Annotated in this window: 29 protein-coding genes; 7 read left to right on the top strand and 22 right to left on the bottom strand. The window is 48.7% G+C overall.

Annotated elements, in window-relative coordinates; genetic code table 11:
- Nucleotides 1-89 precede the first annotated feature (89 nt).
- From KTT_RS18000 to KTT_RS17980, 5 genes are all read right to left on the bottom strand, one after another.
- On the bottom strand, nt 90-383 hold the full coding sequence (locus tag KTT_RS18000) for a hypothetical protein (protein WP_126597311.1): 294 nt from the start codon (nt 381-383) through the stop codon (nt 90-92).
- 183 nt (nt 384-566) lie between these two features.
- On the bottom strand, nt 567-1508 hold the full coding sequence (locus KTT_RS17995) for a formylglycine-generating enzyme family protein (RefSeq protein ID WP_160145954.1): 942 nt from the start codon (nt 1506-1508) through the stop codon (nt 567-569).
- Nucleotides 1509-2229: 721 nt separating this feature from the next.
- The gene (locus KTT_RS17990) at nt 2230-3366 is read right to left on the bottom strand and encodes a tyrosine-type recombinase/integrase (RefSeq protein ID WP_160145953.1); all 1137 of its coding nucleotides are present in this window, start codon (nt 3364-3366) and stop codon (nt 2230-2232) included.
- Nucleotides 3367-3434: 68 nt separating this feature from the next.
- Nucleotides 3435-3641, bottom strand: coding sequence for a helix-turn-helix domain-containing protein (locus KTT_RS17985; RefSeq protein ID WP_126597308.1), 207 nt, complete (start codon nt 3639-3641; stop codon nt 3435-3437).
- Nucleotides 3642-3651: 10 nt separating this feature from the next.
- Entirely contained in the window at nt 3652-5139 is a 1488-nt protein-coding gene (locus KTT_RS17980) for a hypothetical protein (RefSeq protein WP_126597307.1), read from the bottom strand.
- A 104-nt stretch (nt 5140-5243) separates the two neighbouring features.
- Between KTT_RS17980 and KTT_RS17975 the strand changes: the two genes are divergently transcribed.
- Nucleotides 5244-5522, top strand: coding sequence for a hypothetical protein (locus KTT_RS17975; RefSeq protein ID WP_126597306.1), 279 nt, complete (start codon nt 5244-5246; stop codon nt 5520-5522).
- 717 nt (nt 5523-6239) lie between these two features.
- Here the strand turns inward: KTT_RS17975 and KTT_RS17970 are convergent.
- Nucleotides 6240-6566, bottom strand: a complete 327-nt coding sequence (locus KTT_RS17970) for a hypothetical protein (RefSeq protein ID WP_126597305.1) — start codon at nt 6564-6566, stop codon at nt 6240-6242.
- Nucleotides 6567-6826: 260 nt separating this feature from the next.
- Here KTT_RS17970 and KTT_RS17965 point away from each other — a divergent pair, with 260 nt between their 5' ends.
- Nucleotides 6827-7192, top strand: a complete 366-nt coding sequence (locus KTT_RS17965; protein ID WP_126597304.1) for a hypothetical protein — start codon at nt 6827-6829, stop codon at nt 7190-7192.
- 157 nt (nt 7193-7349) lie between these two features.
- Here KTT_RS17965 and KTT_RS17960 read toward each other — a convergent pair whose 3' ends face one another.
- The 8 genes from KTT_RS17960 to KTT_RS17925 form a co-directional block, all read right to left on the bottom strand.
- Nucleotides 7350-7568, bottom strand: a complete 219-nt coding sequence (locus KTT_RS17960) for a hypothetical protein (protein WP_126597303.1) — start codon at nt 7566-7568, stop codon at nt 7350-7352.
- An 11-nt stretch (nt 7569-7579) separates the two neighbouring features.
- Complete coding sequence (locus KTT_RS17955; RefSeq protein ID WP_126597302.1) at nt 7580-7783, bottom strand: hypothetical protein; 204 nt, start codon at nt 7781-7783, stop codon at nt 7580-7582.
- A gap of 11 nt (nt 7784-7794) precedes the next feature.
- On the bottom strand, nt 7795-8760 hold the full coding sequence (locus tag KTT_RS17950) for a TOTE conflict system archaeo-eukaryotic primase domain-containing protein (RefSeq protein ID WP_126597301.1): 966 nt from the start codon (nt 8758-8760) through the stop codon (nt 7795-7797).
- An 81-nt stretch (nt 8761-8841) separates the two neighbouring features.
- Nucleotides 8842-9831 carry a hypothetical protein gene (locus tag KTT_RS17945; protein WP_126597300.1) on the bottom strand — a complete coding sequence of 330 codons (990 nt, stop codon included), beginning with the start codon at nt 9829-9831 and terminating at the stop codon, nt 8842-8844.
- A 14-nt stretch (nt 9832-9845) separates the two neighbouring features.
- Entirely contained in the window at nt 9846-10484 is a 639-nt protein-coding gene (locus KTT_RS17940) for a hypothetical protein (protein ID WP_126597299.1), read from the bottom strand.
- Between the two features lie 98 nt (nt 10485-10582).
- Nucleotides 10583-11206, bottom strand: coding sequence for a lytic transglycosylase domain-containing protein (locus KTT_RS17935; protein ID WP_167838170.1), 624 nt, complete (start codon nt 11204-11206; stop codon nt 10583-10585).
- 166 nt (nt 11207-11372) lie between these two features.
- The gene (locus KTT_RS17930; RefSeq protein ID WP_126597298.1) at nt 11373-11684 is read right to left on the bottom strand and encodes a hypothetical protein; all 312 of its coding nucleotides are present in this window, start codon (nt 11682-11684) and stop codon (nt 11373-11375) included.
- 211 nt (nt 11685-11895) lie between these two features.
- Nucleotides 11896-12156: a hypothetical protein gene (locus tag KTT_RS17925; protein ID WP_126597297.1), complete on the bottom strand. Its 261-nt coding sequence runs from the start codon at nt 12154-12156 to the stop codon at nt 11896-11898.
- A 618-nt stretch (nt 12157-12774) separates the two neighbouring features.
- Between KTT_RS17925 and KTT_RS17920 the strand changes: the two genes are divergently transcribed.
- Nucleotides 12775-13569, top strand: a complete 795-nt coding sequence (locus KTT_RS17920; protein ID WP_126597296.1) for a hypothetical protein — start codon at nt 12775-12777, stop codon at nt 13567-13569.
- A gap of 77 nt (nt 13570-13646) precedes the next feature.
- Here KTT_RS17920 and KTT_RS17915 read toward each other — a convergent pair whose 3' ends face one another.
- Complete coding sequence (locus KTT_RS17915; RefSeq protein ID WP_126597295.1) at nt 13647-13961, bottom strand: hypothetical protein; 315 nt, start codon at nt 13959-13961, stop codon at nt 13647-13649.
- A gap of 276 nt (nt 13962-14237) precedes the next feature.
- Between KTT_RS17915 and KTT_RS17910 the strand changes: the two genes are divergently transcribed.
- Complete coding sequence (locus tag KTT_RS17910) at nt 14238-15401, top strand: sigma-70 family RNA polymerase sigma factor (protein ID WP_126597294.1); 1164 nt, start codon at nt 14238-14240, stop codon at nt 15399-15401.
- A gap of 446 nt (nt 15402-15847) precedes the next feature.
- Here the strand turns inward: KTT_RS17910 and KTT_RS17905 are convergent, their stop codons facing one another.
- Nucleotides 15848-16969, bottom strand: a complete 1122-nt coding sequence (locus KTT_RS17905) for a hypothetical protein (protein ID WP_126597293.1) — start codon at nt 16967-16969, stop codon at nt 15848-15850.
- A gap of 431 nt (nt 16970-17400) precedes the next feature.
- Between KTT_RS17905 and KTT_RS17900 the strand changes: the two genes are divergently transcribed.
- The 3 genes from KTT_RS17900 to hepT all read left to right on the top strand — a co-directional run bounded on the left by KTT_RS17900 (nt 17401) and on the right by hepT (nt 19075).
- Nucleotides 17401-17649 (top strand): MoaD/ThiS family protein, encoded by a 249-nt coding sequence (locus tag KTT_RS17900; RefSeq protein WP_160145952.1) that lies wholly within the window; start codon nt 17401-17403, stop codon nt 17647-17649.
- On the top strand, nt 17649-18062 hold the full coding sequence (locus tag KTT_RS17895; protein ID WP_126597291.1) for a molybdenum cofactor biosynthesis protein MoaE: 414 nt from the start codon (nt 17649-17651) through the stop codon (nt 18060-18062). The genes KTT_RS17900 and KTT_RS17895 overlap by 1 nt, the downstream gene beginning before the upstream one ends.
- Before the next feature lie 176 nt (nt 18063-18238).
- Nucleotides 18239-19075 carry a type VII toxin-antitoxin system HepT family RNase toxin gene (hepT, locus tag KTT_RS17890; RefSeq protein WP_126597290.1) on the top strand — a complete coding sequence of 279 codons (837 nt, stop codon included), beginning with the start codon at nt 18239-18241 and terminating at the stop codon, nt 19073-19075.
- Between the two features lie 83 nt (nt 19076-19158).
- Here hepT and KTT_RS17885 read toward each other — a convergent pair whose 3' ends face one another.
- The 6 genes from KTT_RS17885 to KTT_RS17860 all read right to left on the bottom strand — a co-directional run bounded on the left by KTT_RS17885 (nt 19159) and on the right by KTT_RS17860 (nt 24570).
- Nucleotides 19159-20619 (bottom strand): tetratricopeptide repeat protein, encoded by a 1461-nt coding sequence (locus KTT_RS17885; RefSeq protein WP_160145951.1) that lies wholly within the window; start codon nt 20617-20619, stop codon nt 19159-19161.
- A gap of 213 nt (nt 20620-20832) precedes the next feature.
- Nucleotides 20833-21576 carry a GntR family transcriptional regulator gene (locus tag KTT_RS17880; protein ID WP_126597288.1) on the bottom strand — a complete coding sequence of 248 codons (744 nt, stop codon included), beginning with the start codon at nt 21574-21576 and terminating at the stop codon, nt 20833-20835.
- 166 nt (nt 21577-21742) lie between these two features.
- The gene (trxA, locus tag KTT_RS17875) at nt 21743-22093 is read right to left on the bottom strand and encodes a thioredoxin (RefSeq protein WP_126597287.1); all 351 of its coding nucleotides are present in this window, start codon (nt 22091-22093) and stop codon (nt 21743-21745) included.
- Nucleotides 22094-22261: 168 nt separating this feature from the next.
- Nucleotides 22262-23017, bottom strand: a complete 756-nt coding sequence (locus KTT_RS17870) for a Bax inhibitor-1/YccA family protein (RefSeq protein ID WP_126597286.1) — start codon at nt 23015-23017, stop codon at nt 22262-22264.
- Nucleotides 23018-23396: 379 nt separating this feature from the next.
- Entirely contained in the window at nt 23397-24128 is a 732-nt protein-coding gene (locus KTT_RS17865; RefSeq protein WP_126597285.1) for a hypothetical protein, read from the bottom strand.
- A gap of 178 nt (nt 24129-24306) precedes the next feature.
- Nucleotides 24307-24570, bottom strand: a complete 264-nt coding sequence (locus KTT_RS17860) for a 4Fe-4S dicluster domain-containing protein (RefSeq protein ID WP_126597284.1) — start codon at nt 24568-24570, stop codon at nt 24307-24309.
- Nucleotides 24571-24690: the final 120 nt, after the last annotated feature.

The following is a 24690-nucleotide window of genomic DNA, read 5'->3' as shown; positions in this document are numbered from 1 at the left end:
TTACTATATTTATATTTTAAGAATGCACACCGCCACAAGAAAAAGCACCTGGACGTGTAGAGCTATCCAGGTGCTTTATTACATACCATCTAAGCAGGAGAAAGTCGATCGAGGATTAACTTTTCTAAGCGATCAAAGCGGCTACTAACATTCTGCTCTAGCGTCTCTAGTCGGTTATTGACCGCTTCAAAACGATTGTTCATATTTTGTTCAAGACTTGCTATCTGATTCCTCATGATCATTGATCGTTTAACGGAATCTTCCATAAGACCTTTTAGCATCACCGTTTCCATGGTAAGGTCCTGGTAGACTTTAAAGGTTTCTGTCTTAAACTGATTCAGATTATATTCTAACGTGCCTATTCGCTCATCTTGAGTTGGCATAGAAGAGTCCTTTTCAATTGAGACATGCACGGATAATCACAACCTATCTTAGCTGCAATTATACCATACTCTATACGATACATACGAACAACCAGCAGGAAAACAATACAAAATAGTAATTGACAGCTTTTCTTTAGTCAATACGGCCCATCCCTGCTTTAAATAGAAACCGCGCACATTCGGCTATCTGTTTTCAACCTCCAGACACAAAACTGGTCGAAAGCCAATATTGTGGGTCGCTCGATTCTGAGGTGGATGGCAGAAACGCTGAGCTCCTCGACTTTGATTAGCTGGACTGCTCCACGATCCACCACGCATCACCCGATGGGGGAGATATCCAGGCCAACTCTGTTCGGGACCTTGTGGATTGGAACGAGGACTGTGCTGGTAATACTCAGGGTCATACCAATCAGCACACCATTCATGCACCTGACCAGCCATCCCCCGTACTCCACACCAACTCACATCTCCTAGATAGCACGCTGCTGGAGTCGGACCCTCCATTTGGGCAATATGCTGTGCTCGCCAAGCAGAAGGCGAATAGTGACCATTGGAATCAGGCCCTTCTCCGTTTAACCAAGCACGCCAAGAGGCATGTGTGTGAAAAGTATCTCCAGCAATTTCATCTGCACAGCGGCATAGCCCTTCTTCCCAGGTATTGCCCCATGGAAAGATGTTGCCCTGTGGGCCACGCGCCGCATACTCCCATTCTGCTTCTGTTGGTAAGCGGACACCGGCCCACCGACAATAGGCCACGGCATCTTCCCAGGAGAGCGAACTGACAGGTAAGGAAAAGGCTCCTGGACGAGGGCGACCTTCAAGCCAAGCACTGTTCTCTTGAGAATGAACCTGCGGATCAATGGGAGCAGGATAGCCCGTTTCCTGCATAAAGCGAAAATAACGTTCAATCGTGATCAGATCGCGGTACATCCAGAAGCCTGCAATCTCGACTTCATGTGGATTCATCTCGCTGTGTATCCGTCCGTCCTTTTTTAACCAGTCAGCATCCCAACCGTTTTGTTGCCAAAGGTGACGTAATGTTTCAAGGTCACTTCCCATCCTGAATGTTCCACCAGGAACCCAGACCAATTCTGCATCATCTTTCATATTCTGTCGTACAGTCATCTCCATACCTCCTTTTTGAAAAATCATGTGTGGCCCGATATTTTTTTCAGAAAAGACATGCCTGTGCTTCCCCTCAACACAAGGCTCCGCTAGAGAGAATACCTGAAACGGGGCAAGAATACACCGATCATTTGGCCGATGCATCGGACCGTGCAATATGATAGAATAGAGATACAAAGATGAGAAGCAGCTCACTCTGGATAATTTGCACAGTAGAGGCTTATTTAGGTGGGCGATTAAGAATTCAAACCCCAAACCTATTGTAGGTAAATCAAACCTACTCATCAAAGAATGAGGAAAACACGAAGCTAGACTTAACATCCATTCTGACATCTTAGAGGCTAAATTTCACTACATTTTACTCAACACCACTGGACAAAAATGAAGACACTAATTCGGCCTACAAAGCGTGTGGAAACACCTATGATGGACGTTTAGAACAAGCGCATCCGTGGTTTTCAACTCTCCTCCATTTTGACACTAATCAGGTTGGGTTTTACTCATCTCTATTAGACAAGACTGGACAAAAATAAACCCTCCTACAAGCTCAAAAAGCCGGTCTAATAAGATAGAGCAAAGCGCTCGCCATTTGTGCTATACTTTGGGCATGAGCAGCAGTTTTTGCCTCAAAAGCAACTATAGACGGGCTTGTCAGGCCCGCCTACGCATATGCTGATCCACACTAAACACCCTTTGACACTAAATTTGACACCATATTGAGCTAGTTTCCATATAAACCATCCATTTTATCGACCGCATCTTTGTGCATGGATGGAAGGACATGTCCGTATATACCCAGCGTCATTTTAATATCAGCATGTCCCAAAAGCTCCTGCACCACATTCGCAGGAACCCCCATGGCCAGTAAAATGGTCGCAGCGCTATGACGCAGATCGTGAAAGCGAACATATGGCAACCCGGCTTTTTCCAACAATTTATCGACATGATAATCGAGTGTGGTACGCCTCATGAAATCCCCATCCTTACGGGGAAAAACCAGGTCGCGATCAACCCATGCATCACCAACCCTCAGTTTATCTTCCAGTTGCGAAGCATGATGTTTTTTCAACATCCCAGATAAAAACGCCGGTAACTTGATTACACGCGCACTGTTTTTCGTTTTCCCATCCGTCTCGACAAACCCATAACCAGTATAGTAATTGACCGTACGTGATATGCGAATCTCCTGCTTTACCATATCGATATCAGACCAGCGCAGGCCCAATATCTCACCTTTTCTCATCGCCGTAACTACAGCCAGGGCGAGCAATGTATCCAGGCCCCTTTCACTTGCCACCTGTAACAACGCTTTGGCTTGCTCGGAATCCAAGACCTGATAGGCCCTTTTACGAACCCTTGGCAACTCCACATCATCAGAAACATTCATACTAACTAACCTGAGACGTTTTGCGTGTTCGAGAGCCTTATGAAGTACAGTATTCAGCCGAGCCACGCGACTGGCAGACATCCCCTCTCTTAAATGCTGTGCATAGAACACTTGCAACTGATGTGCTGTCAGCTTTTGAAGTTTGATATGCCCCAGCCCCGGTATAAGATACTTACGAATGGCAATACGATTGCCAATATACGCACTTACGCCGACGGTCGGCTTTTCGACATCCTCTAACCAATATTCCAGAAAATCTTTCAACGATTGTTGGGGGCCAGTTGCGAGTACTCCTTGCCTCTGCTGCAGCCTTGCCTCTTCGAGAAGCTTGTACGCTTCTTTTTCTGTGGTAGCGTACAGAGACTTATACTTGCCAGTTTCCTCTACCTTAAACCTTGCTTCCCAGCGACCATCTTTCCGTTGAAAGACGGTGCCACCACCACGAACGCTCTTTTTCCTCTGCCGAGCCATAAAACACCTCCATACAAAAAAAAGCCCTGGCATCAGGAGCACCAGACGCCAGGACACACGAGCCAAAGCTAGAGAGAAGTTGCCTCTAATTGCTTTAGCCAGGTCTGTAAAGATTCGGGATGAATGCGACGAGACCCACCGAGCAACATAGAAGGCAGGCCCTCGGAGTAAATATACTTATAAACCGTTGTACGGCAGACCCCCAATTGGATAGCCACATCAGCAACGCTCAACAACACAGGCTGAGCGGTCGAGATCTTTTTACGACGACCCATAGAGCACCTCCTATGACGCTGAATCAGCGATATGATAGAGCACGCGCTTTTTGCGCACTGTTTCCGTGAAGTCCTTCTGTCGTAGTCGCATATACTCTTCCGCCAGCCGGTAGTACACCGACAGCGTATCCGAGAAATCAGCAGATATATCAGCCTCCAGGCGATCATCAGAATGAGCACGCCAGGCCTCAAAGGTAGACATGCACCCCGTCAGCTGGGCTACCATCCGTTCCATATTGACGTGCCGCTTTCTTTCTCGAATGTAGGGAGCCAGATTGAACACCGCAGGATCAACGACAGGAGCAATATATGAAGGCTGTTGTACAGCGGACTTTCTCTTTTTCTTATGTACCGGCTTGCTGTGCTCGAAAGGATGCTCTTCCAGGTAGGCATCGACCTCGGCCAGCAACTCTGCTTTCTCTCTCTCCTCCCGTTCATATTCGGACTCTTCCAGTTCAGGAACAGCAAAGGCCGATTGAATCACCTGCCAATCTGGATGCACTTCCCAGCGAGAGCGGTTGACATCCGTTTCGCTGGGAATGACATAGCGAAGCCAGCCATCTGGCAGACCATCAGCGCCACCATCCACATGACCCACCGCATACCCCCACAGGCCAGCAAGGTAGGTTTCGAGCAAAAACGCATCCTCGATCCCATGAAACAAGACCTCCTCTTGTTCCTCGCCATCCTTGACGCCCCGGCCTACCTGCTTCATTTCCCGTAGCGCCGGGCGACGGTACCGGATCTCATTGCGTATCACCGGCATATCTTCCGTGTACTCAAACCCCTGCACACGCGCCGACTCATGCCACAGATCAAACAGCCAGCCCTTTTCAGGAGAGTTGTACTTAATCTCATGCGTTTTGTCGTAAATCAAGGCAGAAATGGGAGCGGCACGCGCCCCAAACGGCAAGCCAGTAATGCGACCCCAGCGGCGCTTGATCCGATCTGGACCGTCGACAAAGCCATCATCCAGGCTACCAGGTGCTTCTTCCGACAGCTGCGCACGCGAGATAAAGCACTCCTTAATTTCATCCGCGGAGGGCAACTGGAAATTGAGGACATCGGCGGCCAGGTCAAGCGCCGACACCTGCAGGCAAATGTTCTGTCCAAATACCTGAGTCGCGAAGAAGAACACATCATTGACGATCGTGCTGATATCCCGCCTCTTCCAGAGGTATTCCGACGAGCAGCGCACTTGGGCGCACAAGTTCATTCTTGAGCCGCGGTTGACGCAAAAATTGATGCTGTCATTCTTCAAGATCCAGTTGAAGCCCTCACTTCCTTTCGTCATCATCAGCAGTGGCCGGCCATCAAAAGAAAAGCGCGTCGGAATGTTTTCCTCTTCCTCTTGCGCCAGTTCTTTCAGTTGCTGCAGCTCAAGTTTCAGCTCATCAGACAGCTTTTTCCTGACTATCTGAAAATTGCTATCCGTCTGGTACACATTCAGATAGAGCGTATCTATGAATGCCCCCAAGACTTTCACTTTGCTACCCATAGGCACCTCCTCTCAAAGTGTTTAAAACTAGCCATATTACTGGTAAAATGGCTTGGGTCATGACAACAAGTGACGAGGGAAAGAAAAGCGAGAAATAACCAGTTATGGATGACAACACCAGAAACCAAATTCTTGAGAAAATCCAGCCAATTCGAGTTATTTTTTCCTGCATTGCTCTGCTTTTTATTTTTTGCGTTTTAGGTTATTTATGTGTAGATGCCCTTGAAAAGAAAATGTATCTCCCTGCAATTGGTTATGGTTTTTTGGCCTTTGCTGTGCTGGGACCATTCTGGATAATGATATTTGCCAAATTGCTCGTCGTCTTTTTAGCCAAGCGATACAACACACAGCCATCCAGCCAAGAAGCCCAATCAGAAGAATAAGAATATCAGGTAGAGGGAGAAAGAAAAGAGGAAATACTACCCGTCATATAGATGTGTTAAAATGGGAAAAAAACGAGCTTGCGAGGAGTGAGCCTTGTATGTTTTCATCCCGATTTTATGCAATAGTTGTGATAGTGATTGTCTGCATAGCCATGTTCCTGTTCGATTATTTTGCATATCGAAAATGGATAGACGCATTCGTTTATATAATGCTCGTGTTTATAGCAGGGATAATCTCAAACAAATTTGCGAAATCGAAGACTAAGCGGACAAACGAAAACAACCCTCAGGAGGACAATACCTAATTACCAAGTATCCAATGCTTTAATATTGCTTTTTTCATACACACCTCCTTGTGACTTATGCGATCAATGACTGTAGTAATGAAAAATAATGTTACAAATACGAAAAAGGTAAAAAAATATGCCTTCTTACAAGAAAATCACTTTATTTATACTTTTTATTCTCTGGATTATCGGAGTTGTAGTAATAACCTGGATGAACCTATCAGACGGCAAACCACTTCAAAAATCTCTATACCTAGCATTAATACCAATAAGCATTATGTCAGTATTAAATATATTATTGTTTTTATTGGTAGATAAATCGATTAATAAGAACAAAAAACAATAAAAATATAATACTAGAACCACCAAGCAAGCAGTAATGTATTTTGAGCGGTCCGGTTTACTTGCTGGACCGCTCAAAGCTCTCGCACTACCAATCCATCGAGCGCAGCAGGGTATCAAACTCCTGATCCCAATCGTCTTGCACCGCATCCAGGGTCACGAACACCTTGAATGCTCGATAGCAGATCGACCCATCCAGAGCACGCGCACACGCATAGGCAATCCTGCAGAGGCCATAATTGCGCATAGCGTCTTCAATCGCCTGGAAGGCTGTTGCAGCTTTGATATATCCGGCATACAGCGGCATACGGTTCTCACCAAGACCAGCAGGCCAGATCGCAACATCAAACCAGCCCGGAACAGTCTCACCTTCCCAAGGGCCATAGTCCTGCAGGGGCTGTCCATAATTCGGCATACACATCTCCTAGAGCCAAGCATCAGCCTGAATGCAACGCGATAACGCATAAACTCTCTCGCTGACAAAAAAGGAAAAACGCAGATCTATAGAGCCAGGACTCAGGGAATTTCTGAAGTTGTTCATCCACGAAAGCGCCTCAAAAGGTGAGCGTTTAAACAGCTCGTTCTAACACTTATTTTGGAAAAGCACGAGGAAGAACCGTCTTATATAAGGTGAGCATCGTTAAAACAAAAATACTATGTATTTGAGGAGTAAATATGTATACCGTGCCAATATTAGTTTTTGCAGCGTTAATAATAGTAGCTTTAGTAATAAGATTGGCTACAGGATATAGGTGGACGAGATTTAACACATATATGGGACTGCCATTATCATATGTAGCCCCAATAATGGTATTTATGGTGATATTATTCATTGAAAGACTTAAGACAAATAGACTTGTTATGTATAGAGGAATATCACTATTAGAGATTATTGTTTTGATAATATTAATGGTAATAATAATATTAATTACAGAATTTACCCCGAAAAGGAATAAAGGAAGAAGAATAATAAAAAAGAGAAAGAGGAATACGAAGGGGCTATTAGATAAAATTGCAAAGTATTTCATATTATATAGATAGGGGATGCTAATCCAATAATTTGTACCAACTTCAGATATACAATCTACCGCATATCACATCCAAAGAAGTAAAAACGCTATTTATAATTGAAGACTCGTAGTGTATGAGGATAGACAGGCGCGTATTACTTGTGTGCGCCTGCCCCAAATTGCTATGACTACATCTTACGAAGTACCCAGATATAGTGGTTTGCCGTCCATTCACCAACAATAGCAGGAACCTGTTCAACAGATTGAGCAGGATATTCATAACCAGTATTCATATCGAGAACCCACAACGAGCGATCAGGATGATATCGAACAGCAATGCCTCTTTCTAAATTCCATAGCCAATCAGGATATTGAAGAAGAGGCAACATCTCACTCAGCGTTCCCAAGAAAACACCTCCTATGCTTGATAGACCTCGACAGGAGATACCCAGGAGCCAGTATGCAGACTATGGACCTGCAAGACGCCACGCACCCGACGAGCGCGATTGATCCGATGAATAGCACCGTCAGCCATCCGAGCATAGACACCATTGTTGCGACCATTCACATTGGCCCACACCGCTTCATTAATGGTGCGAACCTCGGCTAAACGTTCCATCATAGCGATACCTCCTAGAAATGCCCACCCGCCAGAATGTGTGACCACAGCTCACGAGCGGAGAGACCATAGTAATAGCGGAAGAAATCGAAGAGCGAGCCACCTTGCTTCCAGACATGGCAATACCAGCAGCAAAGATCAGGAGAGGAAGGACGATAGACCCACAGCGAGGGATGCGTATCAACACCATCATTGTGATGCCAGCCAAACGGACAGCAGCCCATTCCCTTCTGATCGAGCGCCACATAGCGGCCAATCATAGCAACGGGATCATGCTGTCTGCACCAGTCTCGAATCGTCAGCGTGGTTTCAGTTGGAACGGTTTTGAAGGGAATGGTGCGCGGGATCGTGGGCGTTGCCTGGTCAGTGATCGGGAGCGGGATCGACGCCGGAACGGGAACCCGTTGGACGGTGGAGAACCAGGCCAGCATGTCAGCCAGCGAGGCAGCCACCGGTATGAACTGCCCATGCGACCAGGCCACAAAGGGATAACATTCACCTGTCACCCGATGCACACCGAGCGGCAGCCGGACCAAGGAGCCAAGCGGTACGCTCTCAGATAACGCATCCTGCTTTGGATAGAACTCCACACCATCAGGACGGAACGGCAACAGCCAGCGACGCACCAGCGCCGGCGAGGCCGGATCACGGAAGAAGACGCGCAGATGCGCACCACGGCGAGATTGTTCCAGGTAGGACGGCACCCCCACCCCCGCCAACTGTGTTTGCACCTGGAGGAGATCGACCTGGCCAGACGATGCATCACTGTCAAAGACGGCAGATCGACACAGCCCTTGCTCATCAATGAGATAGGAGCCAATCGTCTGCACCCCTTGCAAATGACGATAGACCACATCATAGGTGAGCGGGCAACCAGCGCGGCAATAGCGGCCATCCGAGCGCTGATAAGCATAATCATCACGCCGACCGACACAGCACGCCATAAAGGCATCAAGCAGGTGTTTTGTAATCACAACCATAGCAATCACCAGAAGCAATGAACGCACGCCTGCCAGCCGTCTAGGACGGCGTGCAGGCGTACAGGCGTGCAAGAGATGGCGTTAGTTTCCGGCTGACCAGTTTGCTAATTGACCGAAAAGCCCTCGCTTTTGAGGAGGTGCAGGAGGCACAGGCACCGGCCCACCAACATTTAGTTGCTGGGTGGTACCAGTAAAGGGTGCGTTTTGCGTGACCTGGCCAGGAATAATCGTCGGCTGATTGGGAACGGGAAGCCCAGGAAAGGGAGGAGCTTGCGGTGCAGCCAGCGCCGGAGCGGTAGCCGCAGGCGTGATGCGTGTCACAGAGGATTGATGACGCGCCGGGAGTTGTAACGGCTCCGTTTTCAGGCCAAAGCTATAGTCGCCCTGTTCAGCATACGTGACGGCTTGTTGGGCGTTGTTGGCCGCCATGCGCTTGTACGCCTCTTTGATGCTCTGATCCTGATTGGCGACTTTCTGCGCTTCACGGAGCATGTTTTGGTGATGTTCCGCATTCTCCACTTTCATCGCCATCACGGCCAGTTCCGATCCACTTTCCATATGCTCCTTAATCATATGCTTGGGATCATAGACGGCCAGGACCGCCAGCGCCACCGGGAAGAGCATGCCCATGCCAGCCTTGAACACATTGGCCAGCGACGGCGACATATAGGTTGTCACCGCACCGACCAGGAAATTCATTTCACCCGACTTCGCCGCCCAGGCCAGGCCGCAGCCAGCCGAGACGACGACGCCGAACAGGCCGACCAGGAACGGCACCAGCGCCGCAAAGGTATAGCGCCAGCCCAATGAGCAGAGAATCTTGACGAAGCGGAAGAAGCAGAAGACCAGCGCCTCGACAAACAGCCCCTTGAACGTGGCAATCAAGGTATTGGCAATCTCAGCACTCTCCAGTGACAGATGCCCACCTGTGAAGGCCCAGGCATTGGTATAGGACGACACCACCATGAGGAACAACGGCAGGACCACCGTGAGCAGCACGTCAAAGCGCTCACGGTTTTGATGGATGCCAATCATGCTGCGCAGATTGACTTTAAACTTGGCAACGGCCATGCACACACCTCCTGTTAGGCAACCTGGACATTCAGACCCGGCAACGACACACGACTGACGGTAAAATTGACCTGTGGCTGATCAGGACGACCATCTTGAAATTGGCGCATGCGCAGCGCATAACTGACGACTTCAAAGCCCACCGACTGACGACGAGCCGACGCGATCACCGGGACCAGCTGGGCATGCTGGGGATCATCCGGCCACATCTGGCACGGCCAGGCATTGCCCAGTTCATCAATCGCCGTCAGTGAAATGAGCTTGGACGGACCATTCTTGGTATTGAGATCGAAGACATTGCCTGTCTTGACCGTGCCAGAGAAGAACAGGCCAGAGGCCAGCGCCGCTTGTGTGGGATCAGGTTGCGTCACATTGGTGACGATAAAATTGATCTGCGGTGCAGTACGGCCATCCTGAAATTTACGCAGGCGCACCGTGTAGCCAGCAATTTCAAACTGAATGCGTTGGCGACGCAGCGAACCAATCAACTGCAGTAGTTGAGCATGTTGCTGATCATCCGGCCACATCTGGCAGCTGAAGGTATTGCCCAGGGCATCGACAGCCGTAAACGAAATCAACTGTTTCTCAGAACCATCTTTGCCTTTAACCACGAAGACGCCACCACTTTTGACCAGACCAGTAAATGTCATCATAGTGTTTTTCTCCTCGAATTGAATGAAACTGAACAAAAGATGTGGCCCGATGCACAGCGCAGCAGGCCAGAACACACAAAACACGAGAGGGAATAGTTCTATCCAAGAATCACGGCAATATAGTGTTGTGTCTCAGCAGGCAGACACGACTGCCACCGAGCACCACACTGCATACGCGCATTTTTTAAGGCCGCAGGACCAGCGTTATAGGCGGCCAGCGCCGCCGACTCACTGCCATATTGGCGAAGATACGAGGCCATCAGCCGGGCAGCTGCGTGCAGCGCTTGCACCGGATCATGGGGATCAATGCCCAGGCCCGCAGCAGTGGCAGGCATAAACTGTGCAATCCCAACGGCACCAGCTGAAGAGACAACGCCAGGCTGAAACCCACTTTCCTGATTGATCTGTCGCACAAACAAATCAGGATCAATACCAGCGGCCACCGCATCTTGACGCGCCAGGCTGACATAGTTGACGGAGCCAGCGCTCAATGGATGCTGAATCAGCACCGCCCCGGATGTATCAGCCAGAGCGGGAACCTTGACCAGAAAGGTCACAGCAAAGAGATGGTAGAAGCAGAGGAACAAACTCAGAAGGAACACGTTACGAGCCAGGATACGACACACGCGAGGGTTGCCGGGCCGATTCGTGACCAGGACAGCCAGAGCAGCAACAAGGATCACAACCGCGTACAATCCCCAATCACGAAGCAGCGACATCATGTCACATCCTCCATGAGGAACTAACCAAACACCTGCAGGAACTGCAGCAGCAGTGACCAATCCAGATAGATGCCTACTGCATCTAGGACCAGCAACACCACCACCAGCCAGTTATGTGACCAGCGCATACTCACCACCTTTCAAACGTTAATATTTCAACTTTCTGCTAGAACCCCATGTGGCGCTCAACATCAGCCAGGATAGCAAATGCTTGCTCACCAGTCATGGGACGGTAGGCATGTTTTTCACTCCACTGTCTGAAAAGGTAGGCCCAGCGAGGAAGCCACGCCCACAGGCGAGTATCATACGAAGCTGGACCATAGAACTTGTCGTCAGTACCCCATACCCGGCCAGCCAACGAAGAAATCCATTCTGACAACGGGTCATTTAACCAGATCCCAGGGTACCCAACAATCTCTTGTTCACGCTCACACAGCCATTTCACAAAATGTTCAAAGCTCAACAGTAATTCGCCCATACGCAGCCTCCTTTCTGCAGCAGAGAAACACACCAAGCACAATCATGAGTAGCGAGGATCGAGCCTTGACCGCCAAGACTCGCGGCTAGCAGCCACACCGAAGCGGGACTACCAGCCGCCAACCTTTGCAAGTCATGCAGAGGGGAAAATGAACACAAAAAAAGAGCCTTCAACAAAGCGAAGTCTCTTAGAGGGAAGGAAAAGACAGCACTCAGACTGTCGGAATATGTTGTGTCATGAATGACAATTCTTGTCGCCAGGAACGATACTTGCCTCGAACACAGACCTGTACTAACCGTACCGTTGGCTCAACCTTGGCCGAGCGGGACACCCATGCCCGATCGACGGTATGCAGGTGATGCTTCTTCATGAGCTGCACCACGGCATGACCTTCAGACGGTGCCTGGACATACGCTTGCACCGTTGGTTGAGCCACCTTGATATCTACCCAGAGCCGAACCCAGAAGAACATCCTTTTCTCCTTTGTATACTCTGATCAATCATCAAGCAGGGACAAGACGGAACGGTTCGCAGTCACCTCCATTCCGCGTTCACTCATCACGTCTTGTCGTCTCCACGCCTTCTTGCGAAGGGATTTCTCCTGCGCCATCCAGTACGAAAGTGAGAACCTACTCACTGTGTAACCATCCACACACCACCACATGAGTGCTTCCGAAGCTCCTCATGCATTCACCCGCTACACAGCCCCTTATCTCATCGCCAATCGCCCTTTTGAACGCTCTAGCGCAGGTGGAGTATTCTTTTCGGCATCTTGCCTGTAGTGGCTCACCAGTCCTCACCGATGAACGGTACAGGGGTCGATTCTGACAATCAAATCGTTTTATTCGTAGTCTCGCTCAAGAGCCTCGATCTAGCCCGATATCCCAAGGACATCATTAGATCGGAATAACAGTCAGGCTAATAATTCATTAATTGTTATTTTTCTTGCTCACGCATATATAATAACTGTTATTTTTAAAACTGTCAATAATAAATAACTGTTATTTTTCTGAGTACTGGAATTTTGACTGATTATTTGATAGAATTAACAGTAAGAGGAAAGGAATAACACCGAGAGAGGCCAAATAATATGAACAAGGAAGCTTATATAGAGTCAGCAGATGCTATCAAACTCTTTGTAGCTGTCGGGCTTTCTGAAAGCACATTCAGACGTAAAGTGCGAGAAAAAGCAATCAGGAGTCACATGCCTGGAGGGAAACAAAGAGGAGCATTATATAACAGAGCAGACATTGAAGCCATCATCAATCAAAGCAAAAAGGATAATAAGAAACAGACAGAGACGAAAGACTTTGCAGATTGGATGAAAGTATCTGATCTACCCGCTATATTGAAGTTAGACTTCGCAGTCTACAAAGAGGAAATGGTAGGCGACATAGGATTATATATCTCATGGTTTAAAAAGAATGATCATATTACGATGTGTATCTTCGACAAAGAAAGTCGAGAAAACGTGCTTGCTTATATAAGCCTGGTACCCTTACCAGAAAATACCATCATGGAAATACTTAGCGGCCAACGTTCTGAGCTTTCAATCTCTCCAGATGAAGTTGAGGCGTACAACCGTAAAGGAGACTATACTCTTCTTGCAGAAAGCATTGTAGTACATCCAGAGCATCCTTATCAGCTAAATCACCTGTTAAGGGAAGTCTTAAATTATTGGTGTACCCAATATCCAGAGAGGCAGATCACAAAAATATATGCTCAGGTAACAAGTGACAACGGAGACGTTATAGTACGTAAGCTGTTCTTCTCTCCGCTTTACCACATTGCTGATAATGCTTATGTACTTGATCTAAAACGCCCAGGAATAGCCAGAGTAATTAAGGAATATCAACAGCACATAAAAAACAAAGACTGTGCTTAATAGGAAGAAAACTAATCACCTATATAAAAGAAAGCACCTGAAGCAATAATTCAGGTGCTTTCTCTATACTTGATATTTTAAGCAGGTGGAAGGCGATCAAGGAACAATTTCTCTAAACGATCAAAGCGAGCATCTATAGTATCAAAACGATTATTCACACTCTGTTCAAGCGTCTTAATTCGATCATTTACCGCTTCAAAACGACTGTTCATATTCTGTTCAAGACTTGCAATCTGATTCCTCATGATCATTGATCGCTTGACCGAGTCTTCCATTAAGCCCTTCAGCATCACCGTTTCCATGGTAAGATCCTGGTAAGCTTTAAAGGTTTCTGTCTTGAATTGATTCAGATTATATTCTAACGTGCCTATTCGCTCATCTTGAGTTGGCATAGAAGAGTCCCTTTCAATTGAGACATGCACGGATAATCACAACCTATCTTAGCTGCAATTATACCATACTCTACACGATACACACGAACAGCCAGCAGGAAAATAGTACAAAAACGAACATCTATTCTGATATCTTAAAGAGGCTACATTTCACTACACTATGCTCAACACCACTGGACAAGCCAGAAAGAGACCGCCGATTTCTTTTGTGAAAATGTGTATGTAACATGCGGCAGTATAACACATCAGAAGAGAAAGGAGTGCAGGCAACTAAGTATGTCCTCATTTTTTGCTGGAGAAGACGAAACCCGGAAACAGACTCTACTGGAGTTGACATTTCGACAGTACGCTGATGATCTCTACCGCTACATCTATAGCAAGGTAGGTCAGGTAGCACTGGCTGAAGACCTCACCAGCACCGTCTTTTTAAAGGCGGTGCGCTGGCTCCAACAGGAACGTTCACAAGAAAGTGCACGCGGCTGGCTCTATGCCACAGCCCGCACCACTATCGCCGATTACTGGCAGGAACATGGACAGTACGAACATCTTCCACTGGAGATGTTAGGTGAAGAGATTACTCAAGTTGCTAAACTGGAGGACTCGGCACGAGCAGCACATCTCCGTGCGCACTATCTGCTTGAGCATCTGCCCCCGCGTGAACGCCTCATCCTTACTCTACGCTATCTGCATGGATATAGCTCTATGGAAGTCTCTCAAGAACTGGGGCTGAGCACTGGAAATGTACGCGTCTTACAGTTGCGTGCTCTGCGCCACGCTGCCAAATTAGAAGTAGCAGAAAGGAACGTTACAACGACTATGCAACAACCAGAAGGGCACATTACTGCCTACACAGAACAGACACAACATGCACTCGACTTGGCTCGTGAGGAAGCCATTGCGATGCAGCATGGTTTTGTCGGCACTGAACATGTGCTGCTTGGTCTCATACGCGAGGGAAGCATCACGCCCGTCCTTGACAGTTTGGGCGCTAATTATACACGCGTTCGCGGCTGTTTAGACTTTATCTATGGAGGTATGCCCTATCCAGCGAAAGATCCTAACTCACCACCAGAGTTGACTCCTCGCTCACAGCAAGCACTAACGCTAGCAGGCAAGGAGGCACACCACAGAGGCGAGCAAGCAATTCGGCCGCAATATGTGCTCCTTGGTTTGATGTTATTGGGAGATGGGATTGCAGCAGACATGTTAATGGCGTTATCCATCGATAAAGATACTGTGCGTTATGCCATTGAGCATCCCAACGAACCAGTGGTACGCATGTTTATCTGTTCATTTTGCCGCCAGAAGACAGCCCGCATCATCCCGTCTAACGCATCATCACCACTACGTGGCCTTTTTCCAGAACGCACTTTTATCTGTATCGATTGTGTCGAACGCTTCCATAATCTCATTGAGCAAAAGAAAGGTTTCCACGCTTAAAGTTTTTTACGCGCCAAATCACACGTAATTCCTACATTGGAAATGTATAGCATACGGAGGCAAAAAAATGAGCATCAACATGATGGTTCGGAGACAATATAATAAAATGACTCACTGTTACCATATGGCTATAGTCGAAGAGACCCGCTCACATCACAACATTGTACAAAAACTGACATCCATTTTGACATCTTAGAGGCTAAATTTCACTACACTTTACTCAACACCACTGGACAAAAAAGAAGCGGCTCAATCAGCCTGTAAAGGGCATCGAAGCGCCCAGGAAGGACATTTAACTTGATATCACTCGTGGTTTTCAACTCTTCGCCATCAGATCACTTCACCATAGAAAAAAGAGAGCAATCAAATCCGTTCCATTGCATTGTATGGAACTAGCTAGACCGCCTTTGTTCTATATAAAGTACCAACTCTTTCACTTTACTAGCTCAATCTGCTTCTTCACTTGTTTTTACTTCACATACATGCAAGGCGTCTTCGACATCACTATACAAATTTCCAAAATAGTCATCATCAGGGACGGATCGATAGTTTTGAGCTAACACGCTTGGATTAGTCGTCAACCACTCAGTAAGCGCAGCAATAGCATCAGGTGGGGTAAGGTGCCGGCAAAAATATGCTAAGCGAATAGTGGCATAGCAACGTACTAACTCACTTTGATGGGTAAGCCTAGTAGTTTCCAGCCAGGAAATACCAATCGAAAAATCCGCAGACGCAAGATTGCAAAGGTTAAATAAATGAATGACCTGAATAAGTTCGTTTGGCTCTACCTTAAAAGCTTGTTCTAATGAGGGCCAGATCTCCCGTAATCGTTCCGGATAACATCCTAGAATACCGCTTGAGAAGCGACGGATATCAATATCAGAATGAGCGAGCAGCGCCAAGAAAAATGGAATCGCATCACGAATGGCAAAGTACGCTTGATATGCTTCGTACTGTTCAAGAGATAAAAATTGTTCATCTGCAATAACCTCAAGAGGTTTACTGTTATAACAATCAGCTCTGGCAACCGCAAGTAAAACCTCTAGGATGGCTGCTCTATCTGATATTGCGGAATTTCGCACTAGTTCCAGGAGAAAACGTACAGTCGGATACGTAGCAGTTGAAATGCAATCATTATATTCAATTGTTCCCAGCATAGCAATTGCTTCACGGCGAACGATAGGATCAGAAAAGGTCAACGCACATAATATATAGGGAAACTGAGAAGAATTATTCCCATAAGGAGTTCTAAGAGCCATCCAATCAAATTCTTGAAGAGCTTCAACGTTAAGAAAATGCTTATATTCTTCCAAATCATGGACAACTTGATGCCATTCAGTCTCTTCTTTATTATGTGAAGTATGCTCGCCGCTCCACATTAACTCTCCTAATTGTGTTCGGAAAGTACGATATTTAATGATAACTTTGGCACCCTTCGGCACTTTCTCATCCAGAAATCGCCAATCAAAAGACCCATTGATGCCATTTGATAGTTTTAAGAGCATAAATCCTCTGCTCTGAGCTTCTGGGTGCATCTTTGCTTGCTCTATTGCCTGATATTTTGTCATATCTTTTTCCTACCACATAACTTATAAACGATCCCTGCAAGCCGTTTTATGCTGCTGGGATACAGAGATTCGAACCCTAATTAACTGATCCAGTGCCTGTCCTATCTGCTATGATACAATATAAGCATGTTACTAATAAACTGAGTGTAAAAACGTTCAACGCCACTTATTTACGTTCAACAAAGTTAGACAAGAAAAATCAAGTGAACCCGCATAAAAAGCCCATAGACCCAACATAGAAGCCGATTCAAAAACAGACCATTCCAGGCTTCAACTCTCCTCTATTTTGACACTAAATTTGACACTAATCAGGTTGGATTTTACTCATCTCTATTAGACAAGACTGGACAAAAATACATCCTCCTACAAGCTCAAATACCCAGCCTGGCAGGATAGAGCAAAGCGCCCGCAGTATGTGCTATACTTTGGGCATGAAAATTAGAGTTCGCTATTTTGCTTCATTACGTGAGATTGTCGGTCAGAACGAAGAGTGGTTGACCGTGGATGATAATGCGACGGTGGCCGCTGTGCGGGCGCTGTTGCTTGAGCGCGAGCCACGGCTACAGCCGGTGATGGATCGCTCGGTCAATGCGCTCAATCGGCGCTATGTCTCGCCGGAGACACTCCTCCACGAAGGAGATGAGCTGGTCTTTATTCCGCCCACAGGAGGAGGATGTTAGTGGAACCCATTATTCAGTTGACACGCGAGCCGCTCAATCGAGACGCGCTGGTGGCCGCGATCAGCCATCCCAGCGTCGGTGGGATCGTCATCTTCGAGGGGGTTGTGCGCGACAACGCCCGTGGCAAACAGGTGCGCTACCTGGAATATGATGTCTACGAAGAGATGGCGCAGCAGCAGATCGCAACGATCATCGAGGAAGCCAGGAAGCGCTGGCCCATTGAGCGCGTGGCGATCGCCCATCGCTTTGGACGCCTGGAGATCGGCGAGGCCAGCGTCATCATCGTCGTCGCCACCCCTCATCGCGGCGAAGCCTTCGAAGCCTGTCGCTACCTGATCGACACGCTCAAAAGCACCGTCCCCATCTGGAAAAAAGAGGTCGCCACCAATGGAGAAGAATGGGTAGAAGGCTAGGCGGCCCTATCTACCCTCAATGCATGCCACACGCACAGTGAGTTCATGAAGCGATAACCTACACGCTTTTTTATGGTATACTTCTAAATAAGCGAGTATTATTGCTGATAAGTGCGCTCCCTCGCACGAGCTAACCAACGATCTGGGACAGGTCCAGGTTTTCTCGGAGGTCGTTCATGAACTTATTCGAAAAACAATCCCGCCTGAATCAATTTTTTGCACAGAACCCCGTTAACGCCGCCTACCTCGCCGGCTCGCTCTCCAATCGCGCCACCTTTGGTCAGCTCAGCGATGTTGACATCGCGGTCCTGTTAATGGATCAGATTAAGGCCGACCAGTTTCTGGATTACCAGCTGTACTTCCTCAGTGAGCTAACCCGGCGGCTGGAGTCCGACACGATCGACGTGGTCATCTTAAATCAGGCCTCCTTGCTGCTCAAGCTCCAGGTCATTCGCTATGGACAGATCCTGTTCAGCCGCAATGAGAAGCAGCGCGTCACCTTTGAGACGCGGGCCGTAATGGATTACCTGGACTTTAAAAAGTTTGACGATATCCAGAATCAAGCTCTGGAGCGCCGTCTATATGGGCAGATGCTGCCGATCGATAAAGAGCTGGTGCAGCATTCGCTGCGACAGATACGCATGGCCATCCCCATCCTGCAGGAACTGGGGCAGCATCCACGAGAAGCCTTCAGCACCGATTATCATCTGTACGCGCTGGCAGAGCGCTATCTGCAGCTGGCCATCGAAGCATGCCTATCGACATGCGGCACATTGATCGCCAGTTTTGGTCTACGGCGCGCGGAAAGCTATCACGAGTTTCTCAGTATCATCGCCGCCCAGCAGCTGATCCCACGCCCCCTCTCCTACCGGCTGGAGATCCTGATCAATTTGCGAGACGCGCTGGTGCACGATCCAGAGAGGCTCAACCACGATCTACTCTACGACTATCTGCAACACAACCTGAACGATTTTCTGGAGTTCGCTGACGCCATCGAGCAGAAGCAGGCGTAGCAAGCAGGCAAAAAAAAACTGGCATCTTGCACTGCATCAAGATACCAGTTGTGGTAGTTGCGATAAAAAGGATGGGCCGCTAGCTACTCTGAAACCGAGCGCAGGGCATTGGCCTGGCTCATAGCCTGAGCGGCTTCATCAGAGCGACCGGTGGCCTCATAGATCTGAGCCATCGTCTCGTACGCCAGAATCATAGAGGGATCCATCGAGATCGCCTGCTGCACGATATCCAGGGCCTCATCATAGCGCTTCACCTCGCGCAATGTATCGGCCAGGTCGTTATAATAGTCGGCGTTCAGCGGATCGCTCTCAATGGCGTTCTGATAGTTCTCAATCGCCTCGTCATAGCGTCCCAGGGCATCATAGGCCGTTGCCAGCTGGTAATACCCCTCAGGATCTTCATCAGAGCGTTCTAGCAGCTTCTGAGCGATCTGGATGGCCTCTTCGTAGCGACCCAGGGAGTTGTATGTCTCGGCCAGGCCAGCATAGGCCGCGGCCAGATCATCCAACTGTAATTCGCCACGATCAGCGTTCTCAACCAGACCCTGATAGATTGCCAACGCTTCATCATAGCGCTCCATCTCCAGATAGGTTTCGGCTATGCTAAAGCGCGTCGAAACACGCTGGGGATCAAGCTGTATGGAACGATTATACGCCTCGATCGCCTCTTCATTATTGCCCTGAAGCGAGCGCCAGGTACCCAGGTGCTCCCAGGCCTCGGCATCTTCTGGATCAATTGTGACAATCTGACGATAGATCTCAGCCGCCTGGTCGCGCTCACCCATCTGCTCATAGATCGCAGCCAGCGTATCATAGCCAACGCGTCCCTCTGGATCAAGGGTCAGAATCTGATTGGCGGTCGACAGGGCGTCATCATAGCGACGCATATCCAGATAGATGCTCGACAGCTCCGCATAGCGAGCGGGATCGGTGGGATCCTCATCGATACGGCGCTCCTGATCCATCACGCGGCGCCACTGATCATTGACGCGTTCGCGCACATCGAGCAGATTATTGCTAGCGGACGCATTCTCTGGATTAAGCATCAACGTCTGGCGATAGGCCTGGATGGCATCCTGATACAGATTCTGGGTGCGATAGGCATCGCCAACGCTCAAATAGAGCTCATCATTTTCCGGATCTAATTCGATCGCCTGCTGGAAGGTCTCCAGCGACTCCTCATATAAACCCAGTTCACCATACAGGTTGCCCAGGTTAATATAAGCATCGATCAACTGTGGATCAAGATCGATCGCACGCCGATAGCCAGCGATCGCCGTCTCGACGTCTCCCAGGTACTGCTGTGCCAGCGCCAGGTTGTAGCGAGCGCGAGCATTCTCCGGACTGGCCTCGACCGCCTGCACGAACGCCTCGGCAGCGGCCTCGTAATCTCCTGCCTGGGCCGCGGTATTGCCCCGATCAGTCCATGACTGCTCATCCCGCGCCAGGTCGCTCCGCTTCACAAAATGCATGGGAGCACTACCGCTCGGCGGATTCGCATTTGCGTTCGGGTTCGTATTCGGTTCATCTTGCATGTTACTCATACGTGGCCTACTTTCCTCTATACTACACATTGTACTGTTGATAGGAATACTGATAAATCCCTGCGTAGTATAGCACGCCTCACCATTTCTTTGCTTCCCGCAAAAATAAAGCGGTAGCAACACCGCTACACTACGCCCGGAGACATAATGAACGCGCCTTTAAGAGCACAAACCAGATCAGCTTATCTTAAAGACGCGAAACATTCCGCGTTTCTACTTTGTAACACGCAGGGTTAAGCGAAATTCATACAAGCTCGCCGGAAAAAAAGACTCGGTATACTCGATCGGTGCCCCCGTTTCATCAAAGGCGGTGCTGAATATACGCAGGCCCGATTCTTCCTGCGAGACACGCAGTAGCTCCGCCTCACGCTCAGAAGCCGTATCAGCCTTGATCGACTGTTCCGCGATATACGGCTGTAGCCCTTCAGAGGCCATCAGGTTATAAAGTGAGCCCTCAGCCGTCTCTTTGGCGCGCTGGTAGACCCCCGTAGCACGTGGATAGGGCAGATAGTCAACCTCATAGGCAATCGGCTGATCATCAGCTGTCCGCAAACGTTCCAGGCGAATTACCTGTTCTTCATCGGTTAAACGAAGCTGCTCGCGTACAGTCTGTGAGCCGCGTACCAATTCACTGACAAAGAGCATTCCACCCGGACGCTTCCCCCGACGACGTAATTCTTCAGAAAGGCTTGTTAGTTCGCTAATGGTATGTTGCTGCACACGTGGCTCACATACAAACGTCCCACGTCCATGCTGGCGATACAAAAGACCTTCATGAACAAGTTCGGTCAGAGCCTGCCGTACGGTCGCGCGACTCACATGGTACTGCGTTACCAGTTCCGGTTCAGACGGTATCGCGGTATGAGGAGCGAGATGGCCCGCACGAATCTGCTGCTTCAACACTTCTTTTAATTGATAGTAAAGCGGTAGAGGATTTGAGCGCTCTAAAATTGGCATATACGGTTCCCCTTATGTCCATACAACAAATTTTTGGATATGTAACATTATGGGAAGAATATATCACAAAATGAGGAGAGAGTCGAGGGGTTAAGAGAATAAATTTGAATAAACACGAAATATGACCTGGTAAATTCGAACATATACCAGGTCATATCTTTAATTTTTAGGCGACTTGAATGCCGTTTTCGGCTAAAACGCGATCAATTTCATTTTTCAAGCGGCTGGGATTGGGGCCAACGAGGCGGCCAATAGCCTGGCCATCTTTAAAGATCATCAGCGTCGGGATAGCCTGAATGCCGAGGCGTGAAGGGGTCAAGCCATGCTCATCGATGTCCATTTTCGCGAACTGCAGTTTGCCCTGGTATTCGGTGCTCAAGCGCTCAAACACAGGGGCGATGTTGCGACAGGGACCACACCAGGCAGCCCAGAAATCAACGATCGTCGGGGTTGAGGACTTCAACACCTTCGCCTCAAAATCCTGGTCACCGACATGAAACAGATTGGCATTTTCCATAATACTTCTCACTCACTTTCAATAAATCTATCCTGATCTCTACCATCAGGTACAAGTAACACTTGTCATTTTTCTTTCACTACAAAAGAGAACACAAACGGGAACAGGTTTATTCCGCTCAATCCTCGCACGCCAAAAAGCATCGCCTCCCTCATGTCGAAACAATCGCTAGCGCCGGTTGTCGCCGCGCATGATCGAGAGGATCTGCAAGATGTAGAGAAACAGGTTCAACACCGTGATAAAAATCGAGACCGTCAAGCCGATTGCGTTCGGCAGCGTATCCGCCATGTATTTGGCACGCTGTACATAAAACAGGACATACCCTGAGAAGATCGCGACACCAAAGAAGGATATCACAAGTGAAAACAGGGTACTATGGAAAAAAATGCCTATTAACCCGGTCACAATTAGGAGGATCAACCCAAAAAAGAGGTAGTCACCTATACGTGAGAAGTCACGCTTGGTGGTCCAGGCATACAATCCCAGACCCAGTGAGGTCAAAGCAGTAATTACAAACGCCTGTCCCAGGATATTGCCCAGGCCCGCGCTCAAGTAGACGCTCACCAGCGGCCCCAGGGCCAGGCCCTCCAGGAACGTAAAGAGATAGAGCAGGAACAGGTTGATGCCCGGCTTCTGAATCAGGATATTCAACGCGATCAGCACTACAAAACCAGCGATCGCCACTATCCAGTAGCCGTTAAACGTCAGGCCCATCGTAAAGCCGACCAGCGTGCCCAGGGTGGCAAAGATGAACGAAAAGGCCAGCAGGCCCATCACCTTGCCGATTAAACCACTCGGGGCAGCGGCTCCCTGATAGCCATACGGCAGCGTTTGATACTGATAGCGCGAGCCAAACTGGTCGCCCCGGTAGCGATTGTTATAAGGATTATTCCCGTAGGGATAATTGTTACGTGGATTAAACATAGTGAACCTCAGTCTGAAATACCAGTCAACTGACCAGATCCATGTGCAAAAGATGCCATTTGCTGACAGAGCTTTTTTCTAGACATATATACGCGTGACTTCAAGTCATGGTTGCAGGTAGCTCAAGCAACGATCTATCCCTCTAAGCTGCAACCTCCCGTGGTTACTTCCGCTTCTATCATCCCATCCAGTCGACTGTGTACACTATTCAGATCTATAGGAAACAGTTCTATGGCAGAGCAAAGCGGCCCAATACCCTGCATTACAAGGGTGCCTGGACCGGTCAAGCCCAAATAGAACGCCACTGCCACACCGCTAGAGCGCTCTCGCCCATGCTATTATCTCTATGCAAAGGAGCCATCATGCAATCGTCAAACGATTACATGACACTCCATACGCCACAAATCTCACAAAACGCGATCCCAACCTCACCAAAGGTCTTGCTGCGTGTATTCCAACGATCATAGACAATCGCCAGGGAGCCACAGCTCCAGCAACGGGCACGGCCGCCGGCCTTGCTTTCATTGGCAAGCTTTTGCAGCAGCGCGCTGCGGGCTTCGTCTGAGCCCGTGTAGCCTGGATTATAGGCCAGGTGCAGCAGGTTTCCCAGTGGCAAACTGATCTCATGGGAAGGCGGCTGCAATGGGGCCGCGCTGGCCGGTGGCTGCTGCACAGGCGCTGGAGTCGGTATTTGCGGGGGACGACGGAACAATTCGCCACGCGAAGTACGTCGACCACCCTCGATTGAAGGTGTATACTCATGACGCTCATGGCGCTCAACGCGATCGGCACGTGGAGCGCGCTCTGGTCGCTGCGGTGGCGTTGATGGCGCCTCGGGGCTCTCCGCGCGCTGCTCATTATTCAATACCGGCGTCGCAGGCGGCTGGGCCACGACAAAGGACGGCGGATACGCAGGTGCGGGTGGATTATTCTCGGGACGGGCAGGAGTCGCCTCGGCGGCGGCTGGCTGCTTCTCTTCCTCTTTCGAGGACTCAGGCGCACGCTTGGTAGCTTCGTTATCAACAACTTGTTCTGTTGGTTGCTCAGTAACAGAATTTGTCTGCTCTGGTTGCTCAGGTGGATTAGCACGTCTTCGTCGGGTCATTGGCATAAGAGGTTCACTCCATAAGAAAGAAGTTGTGTGCATGCAAAGTAAAGCGCAGCACATGTATTATATCACATTGCGAAAAAGAAAAAAGACTCGATAAAGCAAAGGGGTAAGTCTCCATTCCCACAACAGGACAAGCGAAGACTTACCCCTTGAAAACTGAAAAATCTCTAATCCCGGATTATTGACCTGTAAAGAAGTCGGCATTCACCTTGATATAGCTCTTCCACTCTTCTGGAACCGCCGATTCCTCGAAGATGGCCGTTACCGGGCAAGCGGGCTCGCATGCTCCACAATCAATACACTCATCCGGATTGATAAAGAGTTGCTCAGACGTCTCGAACTCGGGCTCGTTCGGCGATGGGTGAATGCAATCTACCGGGCAGACATCAACGCAGGATGCATCTTTAACGCCAATACATGGCTGGGTAATTACATAAGTCATTGGTTCTAGACATCCTCCTCCTGACACACTACGTACCTGTACAGGTGCATAGGGGCGAAATTCTGTTTTAAGCCAACTTCAGTATAGAGGGTTGTACAAGTGATGTCAATTGTCTTAAAG

Source organism: Dictyobacter aurantiacus (genome assembly GCF_003967515.1).
GTDB classification, from domain to species: Bacteria; Chloroflexota; Ktedonobacteria; order Ktedonobacterales; family Ktedonobacteraceae; genus Dictyobacter; species Dictyobacter aurantiacus.
This window is presented reverse-complemented; position numbering and strand designations above follow the sequence as displayed.